Source organism: Clostridium tanneri, assembly GCF_033659955.1.
Classification (GTDB): Bacteria; Bacillota; Clostridia; order Clostridiales; family Clostridiaceae; genus Clostridium_AM; species Clostridium_AM tanneri.
Window position 1 is genome coordinate 386,023 of the sequence record NZ_JARUJP010000001.1, and the last position, 16,745, is coordinate 402,767.

Here is a 16,745-nt window from a genome sequence, read left to right on the forward strand (position 1 = left end):
TAATAAGAGGGGTTCAGTTCATACACATTTTAAGTTTTTTACAACATTAATTAAAATATACTTAAATCTAGTTCCTTTGATAGTTCTTCTAGAAGTCTCATACCACCACTACTGTTACCCTTTTGGTCTAATGCTGGTCCAAATACTCCTATGCCCATTCTTCCTGGTGCTGCTGCAAGTATTCCTCCGCCTACGCCGCTTTTACAAGGTATTCCTATCTTAACTGCAGCATCTCCAGATGCATCATACATTCCACAGGTAAGCATTATAGTTTTAACAATTCTGGCAACATACACAGGTATTATTCTTTCTCCGCTCCATGGAAGTACACCATTGTTTGCCAGTACTGCACCTACTCTAGCTATATCTTTACAAGTTCCTTCTATAGAACACTGTTTAAAGTATACGTCCAGCACATCCTCTACATCATTTTCTATAACACCAGTGCTTTTCATAAAGTATGCTAGAGCTCTGTTTCTATCCCCTGTTATACTCTCAGAATGGTATACATCTTCATTTATATTTATATCTGGGTTACCAGTTATCTTTCTTGTAAATTTCAATATTCTTTCAAATGTGTTATCTCGTCCATCCCCTGCAATTAAGGATACCGTAGCAATAGCACCTGAGTTTATCATAGGATTTAAAGGCCTCTGAGGATTTTTGGTTTCTAAATTGATTATGGAATTAAAAGCATCAGCAGTTGCTTCCATTCCTACCTTTTTAAACACATACTCTTTGCCGTTATCCAATATAGCTAGCATTAAAGTTATTACTTTAGAAATACTTTGAATTGTAAACCTTTCCTCAAAGTCTCCTGCAAAGTATTCTTCTCCCTGTAAAGTAGTAATCCATATACCAAGAGAATCCTTGTTGGCTTTGCCCAACTCTGGTATATAAGAAGCCACCTTTCCCCCTGCTGTATATACCCTGTTATTTTCTACTAGACCTTCTAATAATCTTTTCATATGTTCACCATCCACCTTTAATTAATATAATATGCCACTTGCAACAATAATTGTCGCAAATTTAAACTAATTCTCCCAAATGTTTAACATTAAAGATTTAATTCATTCATATAATATTATATATCCTTTTGGTGACTTTGTAATCCTTTTTATAAATTTTCTTCAGAAAAAACAGCAGATTAAATCTGCTGTCCTATATAGGTGATAATAAAATCTTACTTAGAAAATACTCTTCCTATCATGTCAAAAAGAAACTTACAACTTTCTCTTTTATCCCCTTTTTCTTTTTTAGGTTTTTCTAATTTATCTTGGTTGTTATTGATGTTTTTTGTCTTTTCTTGCACACAAATCACTCCTTTATATTTATTTTATATAAAAATAAAAGCATTTAATTAAAACTCTTCAAAAAACGGAAAATCTATATTAATAATTATTATAATATGTTTATAAAGAAATGTCACTACAAAATCATAATTTTTCAAATATTTTTAATATTTAAAAAATAACAAAATCCTATATAAGCTATATAGGATTTTGCTGAATATATGTTAATAATTATTTTATTATTTAGTCGCTGATTCTTCTATAGCAACTGCTACTGCAACAGAAGCCCCAACCATTGGATTGTTACCCATTCCTATAAGTCCCATCATTTCAACGTGTGCTGGAACAGAGGATGATCCTGCGAATTGTGCATCTGAATGCATTCTTCCCATAGTATCTGTCATACCATAAGAAGCTGGACCTGCTGCCATGTTATCTGGGTGAAGAGTTCTTCCAGTACCACCACCGGATGCAACTGAGAAGTATTTCTTACCCATTTCTACACATTCTTTTTTATAAGTTCCTGCAACTGGGTGCTGGAATCTAGTTGGGTTAGTTGAGTTACCAGTTATTGATACGTCAACGCCCTCGTGATGCATTATAGCAACACCTTCTCTAACATCATCTGAACCATAGCATTTAACCTTAGCTCTTGGTCCATTTGAGTAAGCTTTTTCTTTAACTATTTCTAACTTTCCAGTATAGTAGTCAAACTTAGTTTGAACATATGTAAATCCATTTATTCTTGAGATTATGTAAGCAGCATCTTTTCCAAGACCGTTTAATATAACTCTTAATGGTTCTTTTCTAACTCTGTTAGCTTTTTCAGCTATTTTTATAGCTCCTTCAGCTGCTGCAAAGGATTCGTGTCCTGCTAAGAATGCAAAACATTTAGTTTCTTCCCTTAAAAGCATAGCAGCTAAGTTTCCGTGTCCTAAACCAACTTTTCTGTCATCAGCAACAGATCCTGGTATACAGAAAGCTTGTAAGCCTTCTCCTAGAGCTTCTGCAGCTTCTGCAGCTTTTATACAACCCTTCTTTATAGCTATTGCAGCACCTAAAATATATGCCCAACAAGCATTTTCAAAACATATTGGTTGTGTTGATTTAACTATATTATAAACATCTATTCCCTTTTCATCACAAAGAGCTTTAGCTTCTTCTAAAGTCTTCATACCGTACTTTTCAAGCACTGGTGTGATTTGATTAATTCTTCTTTCATAACTTTCAAATAATGCCATTTTCTGCGTCCTCCTTATATATTATTCATGTCTTGGATCGATAACTTTTACAGCTTCATCGAATCTACCATATTGTCCAGTAGCTTTTTCCATAGCTTCGTTAGCGTCCATACCTTTTCCTATAAACTCCATCATTTTTCCAAGGTGAACGAATTTATATCCTATTACTTCGTTGTCAGCATCTAAAGCTACCTTTGTAACATAGCCTTCTGCCATCTCTAAATATCTTGTTCCTTTAGCCTTTGTTCCGTACATAGTACCAACTTGGCTTCTTAATCCTTTTCCTAAGTCTTCAAGACCTGCTCCGATAGGTAGTCCACCTTCTGAGAAAGCAGTTTGACTTCTTCCATAAACAATTTGTAAGAATAATTCTCTCATTGCTGTATTTATAGCATCACAAACTAAGTCTGTGTTTAATGCTTCAAGTATAGTTTTTCCTGGTAGTATTTCTGAAGCCATAGCTGCAGAGTGAGTCATTCCAGAACATCCTATTGTTTCAACTAATGCTTCTTCTATGATACCATCTTTAACATTTAAAGTAAGTTTGCAAGCACCCTGTTGTGGAGCACACCAACCAACTCCATGTGTTAGACCTGAAATATCTTTTATTTCTTTAGCTTGTACCCATTTTCCTTCTTGTGGAATTGGTGCTGAACCATGGTTTGGTCCTTTAGTTACACAACACATTCTGTCTACTTCTGTTGAATAAATCATCTTTTATTCTCCTTCCTGTTTGGTAAATATAATTTAGATTAGAGCATAAAAATTGTTTTTTGCACTCTAAGAATTAGCATTTATTTTCATTGGATCATTTTTGTACCCAGCGGGACACAAAGTGACTAATTAATAAACAATTACATTTTAGCAAATTTAGTCTTTTATAACAATAGATTTTAAGAATAATTTGAAACAAAAACCATAGACATAAAATTTTGACATATAATAACTTTTGTTTAATGATATTTATTGGTTTTGAATTTTTTATATTTTGTAGAGTAATATAAAAGACATTTTCTTGCTTGATTATGAATAGATTGCTTATGATAATATTATATAGCCATTACCAATTATACTATTTATTAGGCATATAAATCTACAAATCCTAATATTATTTTCCCCTGTACTTTTTTCTAATCTAATTTTTAATCTCTATTCTCTATATAGAAAATGCTAAATTTATAGCTTTAGAGGTGCCGGCTGATATTATATCTATAATAGTGTACTAAGTTCTATTATGTAAAAGTTAAAGATAATAATCTTTTAATTAGATTTTACTAATAGTAAATATAACAAAAAAGAGCTCTTTAGGGAGCTCCTATTTAGGAAAGGCTTTCTAATCTATCTCTTAGCTCAATAGCTTCCTTAGCCTCATTTAGTGCACTATTTATTTCTTTATTAAATCTATTCTTTTCTTCTTTATTACTTATTACATTATTTGTTAAACTTTCAAGTATGTTTATCTTCTCCAATTGTATTCTATAGTAATTATATCTCTCTTGACAATCATTTATTATTTTATTTTGTGCCTCAATTAACTCATCAATAGCTCTTTTTCTGAGTTCTTCACTTCTTATTTCGTTAAATACATCCATGAATTTACCACCCCCATATTTCTTTATATTCCTTAAGGAAAAAATTTATTCTAGTTATTTCTCTTCTATATTAGGGTGAAATTTTCTCTAAAACCTTGACTGTATTGTTTTTTTATGATAAGATAACTTTGTAATTTGCCGAAGTGGTGGAACTGGCAGACGCGCCGGACTCAAAATCCGGTGGTAGCGATACCGTGCGGGTTCGATTCCCGCCTTCGGCACCAAATAAAAAAAACTTGGAGTGTATCCAAGTTTTTTTTATTTTTCTAAAGATATTAATTCATTCACTAGTATAAATTCTTTTAATCTGGTTATACTATTAGTTGTTAAAGTTTCTATAACTAAAATTTCCTTTAATAATTTCATAATTAAAAAATAAGTACATCTCTAAGTCAGGGATGTACTTATTTTTTACAGAAATATCTATTCTTCCTTTAACTCTAAAATAGGAACTATCTTCAGTTCATTTGTTTCCAAATCCTTAACATGAGCAACTTCACTTTGCTCTGAAATGCTTTCAATCCATACTGGCCTATCTTTGTAAGTTACATTTATTACACCCCGTGAATTATATATTTCCCCTGCTTTGTGTAGTTTCACTATAGAACACCTCCTCATTAGTATTTTTAGTAAAAACCTTCTTGTATATTCTCTAAAGATTTATGAAGTCAAACTTGAATCAGGTAAGTCTATTTTCTATGTACTAATACACTTTTCATAGACGAGATTTACAATGAATTTTACCTTCACAATTTTTATTATTAATACATATATTATTATGGTACGAGTTAAATTTATGGAGGTAAATGATTAAATGTACAATGATATGATGTATAATATGCCTTTCCGTGGAGTAATGCCTTGCTGTCCATTTATGCATCCTATGTATGGCATACCTAATGATGCCTATAATATGATGCGTTCAGAGGATATGGAGCTTCAGGAAAATATACCTTTTGATGATAACCTAGATGATAGTGTTGATAATAACTTAGACAGTGGTGTGGATGAGGATTTGAGAGATACCACAGAGGAAAATATCCAAGATGAAGCTGCAGAAAATATAGAAGAGAATATAGAAGATAATAGAGATGAGGTGGAAGATTCTCCAGCAGAAATAGAATATGATGAAAATCAATTTAGAAGCCCTGATGATGTAAATAGCATTCTAAGAAAAATAGAAAAAAATAATCCTATGCTAATCAGAAGATTAGTTATGTATGGAGTTCCTTATCCAGTTGCAGTAAGAATGGTAAGAAGGATAATTTACTTAACATTAGAATATGAATAACAATCTAATAACTTATTATTTTCTCTAAAATACTTGCACGTTAGCTTATGCTGACGTGCTTTATTTTTACTTAACATAAAATAAGGTAAAAAAACTTAAAAGTTATTACTAAAATGAATAACACTGTAATAGCTGGTAATCCTAGTATTAAGAAGAAAGGAGAAATTTAGCTATGACTGGATTATTAATGAAAATAATAACTTGCCCATTAATACTATTAATTTCAGATTATATCTTCAGAGATGTACATTATGCTTATACCTATCAACCAGTGCTTGTAGGTATTATTCTTGCAGTAGTTGGCCATCTAATGGAATTAGCACTACTTAAACCAGGTACTGTTATAATAAGTACTATAGCAGATTTTCTTGCAGCCTTTGTTGTAGTGTATCTTACTCAATTTATTTTCTCTGGTGCTATAGTTACTTTAATAGGTTCTGCAATAGTATCAACCATTGTGGCAATTGTAGAATATTTAGACCATGTATACTTAGTGAAGACTAATAAAACCCAAAAATCGGAGTAGTTTATTTTTACTACTCCGAAATTTTTTTATACTTTACTTATCTTTTATTCCATTTAACTCGTACATATGAGGCTGAATCTTCTCTTCCTTTATAGTTCCGTCACTGTTGTATCCTGTTTGCATAGTAGCCGGATTTTCCATAGTTCTTCTTCTATCTGGATGCCTATTAGCATAAATGGTTTCTTGTAGCTCTCTAAGATCTTCTTTACTAATTTCCCTACCCACTATATGTCTTTGCACCATAAACTTATCCCCTTTCTATGAAGTTAAGACTTGAATCAGGTGGGGTTTCAACCCCATCTGATTCTTAGTCGAACGAATCCAGGGACGTAGCCGCTCTTTGCTCCCTCTTGGAGAAAAGTAGCGAACCAAAATCTTTGATTTTGTGTGAGTCACTTTCACACCGTGCGAGGGAGTATTAGAGCGGGTAGTCACCGGATAAAAGCTTTTTAATAGAAAACCTCAAGATCAATCTTGAGGCTTTCCAAATTAAACTGGCTTCACATTATCATGCTTTCTTTGTTTTGCCTTTCTTTCTTGTTCATAGAGATTTTGTCCATTATCTTCTCTTTCAAGACCCATAGCTGCAGTTTGTTTATTTGTAAACTTATTTTTTCCTTTCATACTTTAAACCCCTCTTCCATTTTTTTGTGATTAGACACTAATTAAAAATGTTTTGTAATTTCTTTTTGTATTCTTCTAACATCTTTTTGTCTTAACCTGGTATTATCCTTAATTTCATCTAAAGTTTCACCATCTAAAAGCATTTCTTTAGCTTTTTTAGTTGCTTTTTCTCTATCAAAACTCACTATATACCCCTCCTCTTACATTTTACCTTCCATCTTTTTTCTTGCCTTTTCAATATCATGCTCATTAAGACCAGCTCTCTTTTTTATTTCTGCTGAACCAATTCCTTTATCTAATAAATCCTTAGCTATTTCCATAGCCTGTTCATGATGACCTTTATTTAACCATCTTCCCATTCGTTAACACCCCTTATTCTCATATTTAGACTTCATCCACTAAAGACTTTATCTGGTTTTTTATATAAGTAATAAGTTTTTGCTAACCACGCTTTATTAAATAAATAGAACTTTTCGCTTTTATTTTACTCTACAGTCCAGTTTTCCTTTGAATTTTTATTATTTTTTTGCTTTGCCTTAAAGCTTGCACTTCTTGAGTGATATTTAGCACTGTTTGGACTGCGAGACCATGTTTTAGGTTGTTTATTTTCATTTTCCATAGACATTCTCCTTTACTTTAATATTATTTTTAACCTATAACTGAATAAAATCTATATAGTAGCTCACAATATTAACTAATCTAAATGTTTTTCGGAATAAGTCCCAAACTTAGCTCTTGAACTTTCATCTTGAGGAGTATGATCTATATGCCTTTTTCTAAATCTGCCATCAGATTTTTTGTTATTTTGTGTATACTTCATCTTATTAGTCATTGTCATCTCTCCTTTCTAGTACTAGCTTTTCCCGGTAGTAAGTTTTTATGTTAAACAAAAATAGGCTGATAAACCATTAAAATTTATGATAAAAATAATTTTTTATTTTAATCTTTTGTATTGTTACAAATATTAAATCTATAAAAGTTCCATACTATGATTTGTAGAAGTTAAATTAACATTTTAAACAGAACTTCTATAAATCTAACTAAAGTTTTATTTTAAAATTAATGATAAATATTGTTGCTATTGCCACTAAATTATAACCTTTGATATAATGTACTTACTATTCAAAAAATAACTTATATTTTCACAATTAAATGGAGGTATTTTTATGAGTTTTAAATTACCAGAATACAAAGCCCCAGACTTTACAAAGGAGCCTTTCATTTCAGCTCCTAACATAATCACTGAAAAAGTAACAATTAAAGGTGTTGCTCCTGATAAATATCACGCTACTTCTATATATCCTGAATACTTTAAAATAGATGAAAAGTGGATTTTAGCATCTGAAAGCCGTATGGATTGTGTTGTTGTAGTTAAGGATGATAAAAGTTTAGATATAAAAGAATTTAGAAATCTGAACATAGGTGACAACGTAGTATTAGGAAGAAGTGAAAATGCAGAGGATGGCATCTATGTTCATGTAAGTGGTTTTACATATACAGAATCTGAGGAAGAGCAGTCCTTTGTTTTTAGAACTGGCAGAACTCGTGAAAGCTCTTATTCAAAGGATTATGATAGTCTTTATGAATTGCTTAAATACGAAAGAGAAAATGGATATATATTGTGGGTTCTAGGCCCTGCTGTTGTCTTTGATCATGATTCTAAAAATGCTATGTCTGCCCTTATAAATGCTGGATATGTAGATACAATTTTTGCTGGAAATGCACTGGCAACTCATGACTTAGAAGGTTCCATATTAAAAACAGCACTAGGTCAGGATATTTATACTCAACACTCTGTTTTTAATGGTCACTATAATCACATAGATGTTATAAATAGAGCTAGGCGTGCAGGTTCTCTAGAAAAATTTATAGAACAGGAAAACATCACAGAGGGAGTAGTTTATTCATGTATTAAGAACAATGTTCCTTTAGTATTAGCTGGTTCCATTAGAGATGACGGACCTCTTCCTCCTGTTATTGCAAATGTCTATGATGCTCAAGATGCAATGAGAACTCATAGTAAAAAAGCTACAACAGTAATATGTTTAGCAACTCAACTTCATACCATAGCAACAGGTAATATGACTCCTATGTATAAAGTGGAAGAAGATAAAATTAGACCTGTATACATATATACAGTAGATATTTCTGAATTTGGTGTAAATAAACTTAGAGACAGAGGAAGTCTTGAAGTAACTTCTATTGTTACAAATGTACAGGATTTCTTAGTAAATATAAAAAATAACTTAGTATAAGTACTAGTGGAGAATTGTTGTTTTTATGAACTCAATTCTCCTTTATACTTGAGTACTTATATAAATTTGCAAAATTTTAGTTGTACAAATTGTTCCTTAAATATTATATAATATAGTTGACGTTATATAAAAAGTTTTCAGTTTAAACTTTTGGAGGTATCACTAATGCTAAAACGTAACTTAACATCAGAATTAATGTCTAAATTTAATGAAGCTCTTAATAAAATAATGGAATATAAAATGTCAGGTAAGAATGAGGAAGCCCTCATTGTAATCGATAATACACTAAAAGAAATATTTAGGTTAGGAATGAAATTTTTTAATTCCTTATCTGATGATAACCTTTTAGATATGATAAAAACTGATGGAACTATAAATACAGATAAATGTATTATGATGGCTAAACTGCTAGAGGAAGAAGCATCTATATTAGAATTACAGGGAAACTTAGATGATGCTTTCTATATAGAATTAAAATCTTTGAACTTATTTTTACATGCTTATGAAGGAGACAATGAAAATTGCGACCTGCAGCATCATTTTGAAGATATAGAGATTATGATTGAAGAACTGTCTGAATACCGATTACCTTCTTCTGTTCAGAATAGAATAATTGATTATTATGTTAAAACTAATAAATATGACAAGGCTGAAGATACTCTTTATGAAATTTTACAGGAAAATGATTTTAGTAATGAGACCATAGAAAAAGGTATTTCTCTTTACGAATTATTACTTAATAAAGATGATAACACTTTAGAAGAAGGAAATTTATCAAGAGAGGAAGTAGAAGAGTCTCTGTCTATATTAAAGAAAAGGTTATAATTTATTTTCTGTTATGAAGTGAACCTTGAATCGGATAAATAGTAAATTATATAGGAGTTGATTAGTATGGTTGAAGTAGGATATGTAGTTGCTTTAAAAAATGATTGTGCCTTGATATCCTTTAAAAGAAAAAGTGGATGAGGAGATAACTGCGCCAGTTGTGGCGGTGGATGTGCTCAATCTAGTTCTCTAGTAGATGTAAAAAATACATTAAATGCATCTATTGGTGATGAGGTACAAGTTGCTCTTGAAACAAAATCCTTTATGAAGATGACTCTATGGGCTTATGGCTTCCCTCTAGTTATGCTGCTAGTAGGTATACTATTTGGAAACTATTATTTTAAAAGACTTGGATTTAGTAATTACGAACTTTTATCCTTTGCAGTAGGTATGGTTCTTTTAGTTATATCTTACACAATCCTAGGTAAAGTAGATAAAAAGGCTTCTAAGGATAGTAACTACGATTTAAAGATGGTTAAGGTTATAAAATAGGTTATATTTATTATTAAACTTACAATAACAAAAAAGAAGGTGGAGCTAAAACTCTATCTTCTTTTTTATTATTCATTGTGCAGGAAATTTTATTAAATTCTTTAGCTTATCACCTTAAATGTGGATATTACTAATCTCTTTTATTTTTCTTTCAGCTTTGCCCTTCTTTCCCCTAAAGGTTATAAAGGAACCTGTTAGGATAGACAATATTCCAAGCATTGTGTTAAAAGGTATGCTTTCCTGCAGTATAATTAAAGAAAGTATAGGCGCTAGTGCTGGTTTTATGAAAAATACTATAGATGCTGTAGTTGCAGAAGTCTCATCCATGGCAAAGAAATAGAATAGATATCCTAATCCTGTTACTACTACTCCAAGATAAATTATTACAAAGATGTTTCCCATTTCTATCCCTTGTATAATTGGAATATTGGATAACACAGATAGACCTAATTTCTTATTTACTTGTACCACCGCTGATATATTAGATAAAAGAATTACTATAAGCATTATAAATTCTCCTGCAAAGAACGTAAAACAGTTCATAACTATACTCCCATATCTCTCTGAACGCATTTTACCAATTACACTATATAGTGAGAAAGTTACTGCTGCGAGAACAGCCAATACTATCCCTTTAACATCGCTATTTATTTTGAAAGGATTTAGAATGCAAGCTATACCTACTAAGCTTATAAACAAGGATAGAATCGTAGTTTTATTAAGCTGCTCTTTTAATAGAAAATATGCAAATGGAATTGTAAATACTGGATTGACACTAAATACTATAGCTACTATTGAAGCTTTAGTATGTACTATGGCAAGTTGGAAAAATGACATACTTATTACTACGCATAAAAGACCTGTAAAAAGAAAATAACCAATATCCCCTCTATTGAATGAAATTTCCCTTTTCCTTAAATCCTTTATTGCTAGCGGAAGCAATATAGATGCCCCAATAAAAAATCTTAAAAAGTTCAGCTGAAAAGGATTAATCTCCATTGCTATTAATTTACCGGCTATCTCCATAGTGCTAAACATAACCGCAGATAAAATAATATAAACATACCCCTTTCTCATAATTGGCTCCCCCTTAATTTAAATAAAAATGGCAAAATAAAACCCCACCATGCCGTATTATGAGTTATTCTTGAACCCGCTCTCGCAGGTGGAAATCTCCTTTTTGATTCTTGTTCCAGAAAACTAAGTTCCAGCATCATTCCACAAAAAGAGTCCGATTTCCTTTCAAAAACTGTTGGGTCAATATGAACCCACTCCACGTGCATGGTAGGAATATTTATTTTTTATATTTCTTTAATTGTATTATACTACATTTTTTAGAAATTTAATATAATATTTTCAGAATTATTTGCAATTTTGCCATAGGTTATTTGTTTAAAGATATACCAAGTTCCTTCAATTGTGCTTCTTCTACAACACTTGGAGCTTCTGTTAAAGGACAGAAAGCATTCTGATTCTTAGGGAATGCAACAACATCCTTTATGTTATCTGTTCCTGCAAGGAACATAACGATTCTATCAAAACCATAAGCAAGTCCGCCGTGTGGTGGTGGTCCAAATTTGAATGCTTCTAGTAAGAAACCAAAACTTTCCCAAGCTCTTTCTTGAGTAAAGCCTAACACCTTAAACATTCTTTCTTGAAGTTTTGTATCATGTATTCTAATACTTCCTCCTCCAAGCTCTTCACCATTTAATACTATGTCATAAGCTTTTGCTCTAACTCTTCCTGGATCACTTTCTAAATACTGAATATCTTCATCCATAGGCATTGTAAATGGATGGTGCTCTGCTTGGAATCTCTTTTCTTCTTCATTATATGAAACAAGCGGGAATTCTGTTATCCATACAAATCTAAACTCATTGTTATTTTCTAGGATTCCTAATTCTTTAGCTAAGTGTAGTCTTAAGGCACCAAGACTTTGGAAAACAACAGAGTTTTTATCTGCTACTATTAAGATTAAATCTCCAACTTTAGCTTCCATTTTATCTAGTATAGCTTGAGTTTGCTCTTCTGTTAAGAACTTACCTATAGATGACTTAACTCCATCCTCTTTATAAGCTATCCATGCTAAGCCCTTAGCTCCGTAAGTTTTAACAAAGTCAACTAACTTATCAACTTGCTTTCTTCCCATAGCTGCACTGCCTTCAGCTTTTATAGCTCTTACTGAACCATTGTTTGAAAGTGCATCTTGGAACACTTTAAAGTCTACATCTTTAACAGCTTCAGTTAAATCATTTATCTCCATACCAAATCTTAAGTCTGGTTTATCGGATCCATACTTTTCCATAGCTGTTTTATATGGCATTCTCTCTATCGGAAGTTTAACATCTACGTTAGCTATTTCTTTAAATACTCTTTGGATTAATCTTTCATTTAATTCTATTACATCGTCTACTTCAACGAAAGATAATTCCATATCTATTTGTGTAAATTCTGGCTGTCTATTTGCTCTTAAGTCCTCATCTCTAAAACACTTTGCTATCTGGAAGTATCTATCATAACCTGATACCATTAAAAGCTGCTTAAATAGCTGTGGTGATTGAGGAAGTGCATAAAACATTCCTGGATAGTTTCTGCTCGGTACAAGATAATCTCTTGCTCCCTCTGGACTGCTATTTGCAAGTACAGGTGTTTCTACTTCTAAGAATCCATTTTCATCTAGAAAATCTCTAACAATTTTAGCTGCTTTGTGTCTTGTCATGAAAATTCTCTGCATATCTGGTCTTCTTAAATCTAAATATCTGTATTTTAATCTTATATTTTCAGCTGCATCTAAATTTTCTTTTATGTATATAGGTGGTGTTTCTGATTCTGATAACACTTTTATATACTCACCTTTTAACTCTACCATTCCTGTTGGAAGCTCTGAATTCGGAGCTTCTCTTTTAACTATTGTTCCAGTAACTGCTATACAGTACTCGGATTTAACTCCATCAGCTTTATCAAAAGCCTCTTTATTTATTTCTTCACCAAATACCACTTGAAGTATACCTGTTCTGTCTCTTAAATCAACAAATATAAGTCCTCCAAGATTTCTTTTTCTTTGAACCCATCCCATAACTGTAACCTTGTTATCAATATGTGTTTCTCTTAACTCACCACACATTATGGTTCTTTTAAGTCCCTTTAATGCTTCTCCCATGTGTAACTCCTCCAACCTTATATTAATTCTGCTATACTATCTAAATCTTTTAGATTTATTTCAAATTGCTCTCCATCACTCATTCTCTTCAGTTTAGCTATACCGGTTTGTAATTCATTTTCTCCAAGAACAATGATGAATCTGGCATCTATTTTGTTTGCATATTTCATAGCCGCTTTTACACTTCTATTCATATGGTCACAATCACATTTTATATTTCTTTCTCTTAATCTATTGATTAAAGTTAAAGCCTCTACCTTGGACTCATCTCCCATAGCTGCTACATATAAATCTATGTAACTTTCTTTAGGAATTTCAATGCCATTTTCTTCTAAAGTTAAAATAGTTCTCTCTATTCCCATTCCAAATCCCATAGCTGGCATTGATGGTCCTCCAACCTCTTGTATAAGATAATCGTATCTTCCGCCACCACAAATGGTTATTCCGTTATTAATTATCTCAAATACAGTTTTACTATAATAATCTAAACCTCTTACTATTAAAGGATCTACTTTATATTCAATTTCTAGAGCTGTTAGGTATTTCTTTAACTTCTCAAAATGATCGTTGCAATCATCGCATAAATAGTCAAGTATTAAAGGAGCCCCTTTAACTATTTCCTTACAGCTTTTCACCTTACAGTCTAAAGTTCTCATAGGATTTTTTTCAAATCTTGTTTTACAAGTTTCACAGAAATCATCATAGTTTTTTGATAAAAATTGCTTTAAGGCTTCATTATATTTCTTTCTGCACTCTGGGCATCCTATGCTATTTATATTGAGCTCTATACCCTTAACGCCAAGCTCTTTATATACTCTCATAGCAAGGCTTATAATTTCAGCATCTACAGAAGCTTCTTGAGCTCCAAATACCTCCACACCAAATTGATGATGCTCTCTTAACCTTCCCTTTTGAACATTCTCATATCTTAGCACTGGAGTAAAGTAGTAAAGTTTTGTTGGTTGAGCTTCATTGTATAGACTGCTCTCAACAAAAGCTCTTACTGCTGGAGATGTTCCTTCAGGCTTAAGAGTTATACTTCTTCCTGCCTTGTCGTTAAAGGTGTACATCTCCTTTTGAACTACATCAGTAGTTTCTCCAACTCCTCTTTCAAAAAGCTCTGTGTGTTCAAACACAGGAGTTCTAATTTCTCTACATCCAAAAGATGCAGATATTTTTCTAAACTTATCCTCTAAATATTGCCACTTGTATACATCCCCAGGTAATACATCCTTAGTACCTTTTGGTGCTTGTATAGCCATTTTTCTTCCTCCCTCTTCTTTCACTTATCGTAAGTTGTTGATTACTTATATAGTGTATCTAAAAGCTTTGCCTTCTTTTCAACCATCTCTTCAACTCTATTTATGTATTCCCTAACATCTTTGACATTTCCATGTCTTTCAATTCTATTTTCATCTAAGAACACCACTTTAGTGGATGCGTCTGCTCCACAGGCTATAATGGTCTGCTTTTCTTCAATAATTTGAATATTATATAAGCCTACATTACCTTTTATAGTATAACCTATATTCTCCATATTTCCCACCATATTTTTTTGTCTATACATATAATAAGGTTTCATATCTAGCCTCTTTGCCAAGTTTTCAGTTTCTTGATACATCAGATTTAACTCACCTTGGTCAGGGGTGGCAAATTCTACTTTATTTACTATATCCTCATGAAGTCTTGAGGCCCTTTTAACAGACATTCCATGAACAGTTATGCTTTCAGGATGAAGCTTAAATATTTCCTCACAGGTCTTCTTTACTTCATCTATTCCTTCTCCTGGAAGGCCTACTATAATATCCATATTTATATGATCGAATCCACGTTCTCTCGCCATATTAAATTTATCTATAGTATCTCTAGTATTATGTCCTCTTCCAATTAACTTTAAAGTATTATCATTCATAGTTTGAGGATTTATACTTATTCTATCTACCTTATATCTTTTCATAGTTTGCAGCTTATTTATAGTTATACTGTCTGGTCTTCCACACTCTACTGTAAACTCTTCAACCTGATTATTGTCTATAAAGCTGCTATATATATGCTCCATCAATTCCTCAAATTGACTGTCATTTACTGCTGTTGGAGTACCGCCTCCAAAATAAACACACTGGATTTTCAAGTGATTCTCTCTTATATACTTTGCCGTTTCAGCTATTTCATAATACAAACTATTTAAATAAGGTTCTACTATACTTTTACATCCTGCAATTGGATTTGAAGTAAAGGAACAATATAAACATCTTGTAGGGCAAAAAGGCATTCCTACATAAACACTTATAGAATCCTTTCTCTTATTTACGAACTTTTCTTCCACCTTAGCCACATTTATACATAGTTCTGCCTTATCTCTTCTTGTCTGAAAATGCTCCTTGAAATAGTTAACTATATATTCATGGTCTTTCCCCTCATTTATTAACTCTAATGCTATTTTACTTGGTCTGATACCTACTAGAGTACCCCAAGGCATTACCTTACCAGTTATTTCAGTAAAGTATTGAAAAACAGCTTTTTTTATACCTTCCTTGTAGGTAAATTCTTTATTGAAAATAAATTCTTTACAACTTTCATCGCTGCAGATAATAATCCTATCTTCATCTATGTCTATTTTGTAATTCCAATCACTATCTACAAAGTCTATATCATAAAAGCTGTAAAAAAGATTTATTATCTGATAAACATCATACCTATACTGCATATTATTTAAATTTATTTTAATTTTCATTATGCTTTTTGTAGCTATCCTCCCTTATTAAATAGGAAATTAAAAATAATGTAAAACTTATTTTTTAATTTCCTATTATCAATTCCCATTCTAAAGGAACGGGTTATGCACTCTTTCTCTACCTATAGTACTTTGTCCTCCATGTCCAGATAAAACTATAGTGTCATCAGGTAGTATCATAAGCTTTTCTTTAATACTTCTTATAATAGCTTCATAATCTCCACCGCCCAAATCTGTTCTTCCTATGGAGCCAGCAAATAAAGTATCTCCTGTTATTACCATGTTGTCTACTAAAAAACAAACTCCTCCTGGCGTATGACCTGGTGTTTGAAGGACCTTAATTTCACTACTTCCTAACTTAAAGCTATCTCCTTCATTTATATAACCGTCAACTTTTCCTATTATATCTCCATATATATACTCTCTATTGCTAATCATCTTATAATCTTCTTCATTTATATAAACAGGCGCTTTAAACTCATCTTTCAATTCTGTAACTGCTCCTACATGGTCCACATGTCCATGGGTTAATAATATGTACTTTACCTTAGCTCCCATTTCCTTTATAACTTTGCTTAAATCATCTGCATCTCCACCTGGGTCCATCACTGCCGCTTCCTTTGTTTCCTCATCCATTAAGATATAACAATTAGCTGCATAGACCCCAGCAGGTACTCTTCTAACTTCCATTTATTAAACCTCCCCTAAGTAAT

21 protein-coding genes, 1 tRNA gene, 1 other RNA gene and 1 pseudogene are annotated in these 16,745 nt (G+C 32.0%); 6 read left to right on the forward strand and 18 right to left on the reverse strand.

Translation table 11 applies throughout. From position 1 onward, the window contains the following. Positions 1-50: 50 nt before the first annotated feature. The 5 genes from glsA to P8V03_RS01850 all read right to left on the reverse strand — a co-directional run bounded on the left by glsA (position 51) and on the right by P8V03_RS01850 (position 4,125). Positions 51-968 (reverse strand): glutaminase A, encoded by a 918-nt coding sequence (glsA, locus tag P8V03_RS01830; RefSeq protein WP_318796563.1) that lies wholly within the window; start codon positions 966-968, stop codon positions 51-53. A gap of 215 nt (positions 969-1,183) precedes the next feature. Next, positions 1,184-1,312: a hypothetical protein gene (locus P8V03_RS01835; protein WP_318796564.1), complete on the reverse strand. Its 129-nt coding sequence runs from the start codon at positions 1,310-1,312 to the stop codon at positions 1,184-1,186. Positions 1,313-1,531: 219 nt separating this feature from the next. Then, on the reverse strand, positions 1,532-2,533 hold the full coding sequence (locus P8V03_RS01840) for a GGGtGRT protein (RefSeq protein ID WP_261672971.1): 1,002 nt from the start codon (positions 2,531-2,533) through the stop codon (positions 1,532-1,534). A 21-nt stretch (positions 2,534-2,554) separates the two neighbouring features. After that, the gene (locus tag P8V03_RS01845; protein WP_261672970.1) at positions 2,555-3,247 is read right to left on the reverse strand and encodes an iron-sulfur cluster assembly scaffold protein; all 693 of its coding nucleotides are present in this window, start codon (positions 3,245-3,247) and stop codon (positions 2,555-2,557) included. A 605-nt stretch (positions 3,248-3,852) separates the two neighbouring features. Further along, entirely contained in the window at positions 3,853-4,125 is a 273-nt protein-coding gene (locus P8V03_RS01850; RefSeq protein ID WP_318796565.1) for a hypothetical protein, read from the reverse strand. 137 nt (positions 4,126-4,262) lie between these two features. Here P8V03_RS01850 and P8V03_RS01855 point away from each other — a divergent pair. Continuing rightward, a tRNA-Leu gene (locus P8V03_RS01855) sits at positions 4,263-4,349 on the forward strand. A 199-nt stretch (positions 4,350-4,548) separates the two neighbouring features. On the opposite strand, the gene P8V03_RS01860 is transcribed toward P8V03_RS01855, so the two are convergent. Next, entirely contained in the window at positions 4,549-4,725 is a 177-nt protein-coding gene (locus P8V03_RS01860; protein WP_318796566.1) for an H-type small acid-soluble spore protein, read from the reverse strand. Between the two features lie 214 nt (positions 4,726-4,939). On the opposite strand from P8V03_RS01860, the gene P8V03_RS01865 reads away from it, so the two are divergent. Next, positions 4,940-5,416 carry a hypothetical protein gene (locus P8V03_RS01865; protein WP_318796567.1) on the forward strand — a complete coding sequence of 159 codons (477 nt, stop codon included), beginning with the start codon at positions 4,940-4,942 and terminating at the stop codon, positions 5,414-5,416. A 172-nt stretch (positions 5,417-5,588) separates the two neighbouring features. Beyond that, positions 5,589-5,942 (forward strand): YndM family protein, encoded by a 354-nt coding sequence (locus tag P8V03_RS01870; RefSeq protein ID WP_261671869.1) that lies wholly within the window; start codon positions 5,589-5,591, stop codon positions 5,940-5,942. A gap of 33 nt (positions 5,943-5,975) precedes the next feature. Here P8V03_RS01870 and P8V03_RS01875 read toward each other — a convergent pair whose 3' ends face one another. From P8V03_RS01875 to P8V03_RS01900, 6 genes are all read right to left on the reverse strand, one after another. After that, positions 5,976-6,185 carry a hypothetical protein gene (locus tag P8V03_RS01875; RefSeq protein ID WP_261671870.1) on the reverse strand — a complete coding sequence of 70 codons (210 nt, stop codon included), beginning with the start codon at positions 6,183-6,185 and terminating at the stop codon, positions 5,976-5,978. Between the two features lie 246 nt (positions 6,186-6,431). Next, a complete protein-coding gene (locus P8V03_RS01880) occupies positions 6,432-6,566 on the reverse strand; it encodes a hypothetical protein (RefSeq protein ID WP_261671871.1) in 135 nt (44 codons plus the stop codon). A 41-nt stretch (positions 6,567-6,607) separates the two neighbouring features. Then, positions 6,608-6,751: a hypothetical protein gene (locus P8V03_RS01885; RefSeq protein WP_318796642.1), complete on the reverse strand. Its 144-nt coding sequence runs from the start codon at positions 6,749-6,751 to the stop codon at positions 6,608-6,610. Positions 6,752-6,766: 15 nt separating this feature from the next. Beyond that, complete coding sequence (locus P8V03_RS01890; RefSeq protein WP_261671873.1) at positions 6,767-6,925, reverse strand: hypothetical protein; 159 nt, start codon at positions 6,923-6,925, stop codon at positions 6,767-6,769. Positions 6,926-7,050: 125 nt separating this feature from the next. Beyond that, positions 7,051-7,185, reverse strand: coding sequence for a hypothetical protein (locus tag P8V03_RS01895; RefSeq protein WP_261671874.1), 135 nt, complete (start codon positions 7,183-7,185; stop codon positions 7,051-7,053). A gap of 75 nt (positions 7,186-7,260) precedes the next feature. Next, positions 7,261-7,398 carry a CPC_1213 family protein gene (locus tag P8V03_RS01900; RefSeq protein ID WP_261671875.1) on the reverse strand — a complete coding sequence of 46 codons (138 nt, stop codon included), beginning with the start codon at positions 7,396-7,398 and terminating at the stop codon, positions 7,261-7,263. Positions 7,399-7,732: 334 nt separating this feature from the next. On the opposite strand from P8V03_RS01900, the gene P8V03_RS01905 reads away from it, so the two are divergent. From P8V03_RS01905 to P8V03_RS01915, 3 genes and pseudogenes are all read left to right on the forward strand, one after another. Further along, positions 7,733-8,821, forward strand: coding sequence for a putative NPN-dependent ornithine cyclodeaminase (locus tag P8V03_RS01905; protein ID WP_261671876.1), 1,089 nt, complete (start codon positions 7,733-7,735; stop codon positions 8,819-8,821). 165 nt (positions 8,822-8,986) lie between these two features. Then, positions 8,987-9,646 carry a DUF6483 family protein gene (locus tag P8V03_RS01910; protein ID WP_318796568.1) on the forward strand — a complete coding sequence of 220 codons (660 nt, stop codon included), beginning with the start codon at positions 8,987-8,989 and terminating at the stop codon, positions 9,644-9,646. A gap of 159 nt (positions 9,647-9,805) precedes the next feature. Then, positions 9,806-10,138, forward strand: a pseudogene (locus P8V03_RS01915) (SoxR reducing system RseC family protein); the annotation flags it as partial. A 114-nt stretch (positions 10,139-10,252) separates the two neighbouring features. On the opposite strand, the gene P8V03_RS01920 reads toward P8V03_RS01915, so the two are convergent. The 6 genes from P8V03_RS01920 to P8V03_RS01945 form a co-directional block, all read right to left on the reverse strand. Continuing rightward, positions 10,253-11,215 carry a DMT family transporter gene (locus P8V03_RS01920; protein ID WP_318796569.1) on the reverse strand — a complete coding sequence of 321 codons (963 nt, stop codon included), beginning with the start codon at positions 11,213-11,215 and terminating at the stop codon, positions 10,253-10,255. 37 nt (positions 11,216-11,252) lie between these two features. Continuing rightward, positions 11,253-11,432, reverse strand: a non-coding RNA gene (gene ssrS, locus P8V03_RS01925) — 6S RNA. A gap of 90 nt (positions 11,433-11,522) precedes the next feature. After that, positions 11,523-13,298 (reverse strand): aspartate--tRNA ligase, encoded by a 1,776-nt coding sequence (gene aspS, locus P8V03_RS01930; RefSeq protein WP_318796570.1) that lies wholly within the window; start codon positions 13,296-13,298, stop codon positions 11,523-11,525. A 17-nt stretch (positions 13,299-13,315) separates the two neighbouring features. Further along, positions 13,316-14,560, reverse strand: coding sequence for a histidine--tRNA ligase (gene hisS / locus P8V03_RS01935; protein ID WP_318796571.1), 1,245 nt, complete (start codon positions 14,558-14,560; stop codon positions 13,316-13,318). A gap of 41 nt (positions 14,561-14,601) precedes the next feature. Beyond that, a complete protein-coding gene (locus tag P8V03_RS01940; protein WP_318796572.1) occupies positions 14,602-16,032 on the reverse strand; it encodes a coproporphyrinogen III oxidase in 1,431 nt (476 codons plus the stop codon). A gap of 90 nt (positions 16,033-16,122) precedes the next feature. Beyond that, positions 16,123-16,722 (reverse strand): MBL fold metallo-hydrolase, encoded by a 600-nt coding sequence (locus tag P8V03_RS01945; RefSeq protein ID WP_261671882.1) that lies wholly within the window; start codon positions 16,720-16,722, stop codon positions 16,123-16,125. Positions 16,723-16,745 lie beyond the last annotated feature (23 nt).

Coding starts and splice junctions, on each gene's coding strand:
- glsA (WP_318796563.1), bottom strand. CDS start 968: ATGAAAAGATTATTAGAAGGTCTAGTAGAAAATAACAGGGTATATACA.
- P8V03_RS01840 (WP_261672971.1), bottom strand. CDS start 2,533: ATGGCATTATTTGAAAGTTATGAAAGAAGAATTAATCAAATCACACCA.
- P8V03_RS01845 (WP_261672970.1), bottom strand. CDS start 3,247: ATGATTTATTCAACAGAAGTAGACAGAATGTGTTGTGTAACTAAAGGA.
- P8V03_RS01850 (WP_318796565.1), bottom strand. CDS start 4,125: ATGGATGTATTTAACGAAATAAGAAGTGAAGAACTCAGAAAAAGAGCT.
- P8V03_RS01865 (WP_318796567.1), top strand. CDS start 4,940: ATGTACAATGATATGATGTATAATATGCCTTTCCGTGGAGTAATGCCT.
- P8V03_RS01870 (WP_261671869.1), top strand. CDS start 5,589: ATGACTGGATTATTAATGAAAATAATAACTTGCCCATTAATACTATTA.
- P8V03_RS01875 (WP_261671870.1), bottom strand. CDS start 6,185: ATGGTGCAAAGACATATAGTGGGTAGGGAAATTAGTAAAGAAGATCTT.
- P8V03_RS01880 (WP_261671871.1), bottom strand. CDS start 6,566: ATGAAAGGAAAAAATAAGTTTACAAATAAACAAACTGCAGCTATGGGT.
- P8V03_RS01890 (WP_261671873.1), bottom strand. CDS start 6,925: ATGGGAAGATGGTTAAATAAAGGTCATCATGAACAGGCTATGGAAATA.
- P8V03_RS01895 (WP_261671874.1), bottom strand. CDS start 7,185: ATGGAAAATGAAAATAAACAACCTAAAACATGGTCTCGCAGTCCAAAC.
- P8V03_RS01900 (WP_261671875.1), bottom strand. CDS start 7,398: ATGACTAATAAGATGAAGTATACACAAAATAACAAAAAATCTGATGGC.
- P8V03_RS01905 (WP_261671876.1), top strand. CDS start 7,733: ATGAGTTTTAAATTACCAGAATACAAAGCCCCAGACTTTACAAAGGAG.
- P8V03_RS01910 (WP_318796568.1), top strand. CDS start 8,987: ATGCTAAAACGTAACTTAACATCAGAATTAATGTCTAAATTTAATGAA.
- P8V03_RS01920 (WP_318796569.1), bottom strand. CDS start 11,215: ATGAGAAAGGGGTATGTTTATATTATTTTATCTGCGGTTATGTTTAGC.
- aspS (WP_318796570.1), bottom strand. CDS start 13,298: ATGGGAGAAGCATTAAAGGGACTTAAAAGAACCATAATGTGTGGTGAG.
- hisS (WP_318796571.1), bottom strand. CDS start 14,560: ATGGCTATACAAGCACCAAAAGGTACTAAGGATGTATTACCTGGGGAT.
- P8V03_RS01940 (WP_318796572.1), bottom strand. CDS start 16,032: ATGAAAATTAAAATAAATTTAAATAATATGCAGTATAGGTATGATGTT.
- P8V03_RS01945 (WP_261671882.1), bottom strand. CDS start 16,722: ATGGAAGTTAGAAGAGTACCTGCTGGGGTCTATGCAGCTAATTGTTAT.